At 72.3% G+C, this 1298-nt stretch carries 1 pseudogene; it reads left to right on the plus strand.

Annotated features, from left to right (window positions below):
- Nucleotides 1-303 precede the first annotated feature (303 nt).
- Nucleotides 304-1218: pseudogene (locus tag IH44_RS0139850) on the plus strand (hypothetical protein); the annotation flags it as partial.
- Nucleotides 1219-1298 lie beyond the last annotated feature (80 nt).

Here is a 1298-nt window from a genome sequence, read left to right on the forward strand (position 1 = left end):
GGGTGGGGGTTCGTCGGGTGTTCATGGGGGGGGCGGGTTGCGGTGGGGGCTCGTTGGGATGGGGCCGGGAGGTTGGGGGCGCCGTTTTCGCGGCCGTTTCAGCTGCTCGACCGCTGGACCGCTCGACCGCTCGACCGCTGGACCGCTCGATCGCTCGACCACTCGACCCGAGGGACGGAACCCGTGACCGAATCGCGCATTCCCGAACGTCGTCGTCGCCGCTTCCTGTCGTCGGCGGCCGTCGCCCTGGCGGCCCTCGTCGTCGGGGGCCTGACCGCAGTTCCGGCTCCGGCGGTCGGTGCGGTGGCCTGGCCCGGTAGTTCCGCCGTCAGTACTGCGGACGGCTCCAACGTGTTCGGCTCCGATCTGTCCGGCCTCTACCAGGAGGGCGGTGTGATGTGGGGCGTGCAGAACTCCGGCAAGCTGTGGCGGATGGTCCCGAACGGCTCCGGCGGCTGGAAGCCCGACACCGCCAACGGCTGGGGTTCCGGCAAGTCGCTGCGCTTCACCGGCGGCACCGGCACCCCGGACGACGAGGGCGTCACGCTGACCGGTGCGGGCTCGGCCGGCGGGGTGTACGTCTCCAGCGAGCGCAACGCGGACTCCTCCTCCACCAGTCGGCTCTCCGTGCTGCGCTACGACGTCTCCGGCAGCGGCGGCACGCTGACCGCCACCCGCGAGTGGAACCTCACCGCGGACCTGCCGTCCACCGGCTCCAACCTCGGGCTGGAGGGCATCACCTGGGTGCCCGACGGCTACCTGACCGGCGCGGGCTTCAAGGACGCCTCGACCGGCGCCGCCTACGACCCGGGCCGCTACGCGGCGCACACCGGCGGGGTGTTCTTCGTCGGCGTCGAGGGCAGCGCCAAGGTCTACGGCTACGTGCTGCTGGAGTCCGGGGGCTTCACCAAGGTCGCCACCGTCAGCAGCGGCATGGCCGGCGTGATGGAGCTGTCCTGGGAACCGCAGGCGCACCGGATGTGGGTGGTGTGCGACGACAACTGCTCCGGCCAACTGCGCACCTTCCAGGTCGACGGCAGCGGCGCGTTCGCCCTCACCGCCGTCTACAACCGCCCCGCCGGGATGGCGAACCTCAACAACGAGGGCTTCACCCTGGCCGGTGCCGACGAGTGCGTGGGCGGCAGCAAGCCCGTCTACTGGGCGGACGACAGCAACACCGGCAAGCACGCCCTGCGCAAGGGCGGCATCACCTGCTGACGGAGCGTCGGCAGCCCCCGGCCCCTCCGAGCGGGCGAGGCCGGGGGGCTCAGGAGGGGGCGGGCGGATCGGCGTCGGGG

It is taken from the genome of Kitasatospora sp. NRRL B-11411, from assembly GCF_000721345.1.
In the GTDB taxonomy this organism is placed as follows: domain Bacteria; phylum Actinomycetota; class Actinomycetes; order Streptomycetales; family Streptomycetaceae; genus Kitasatospora; species Kitasatospora cineracea.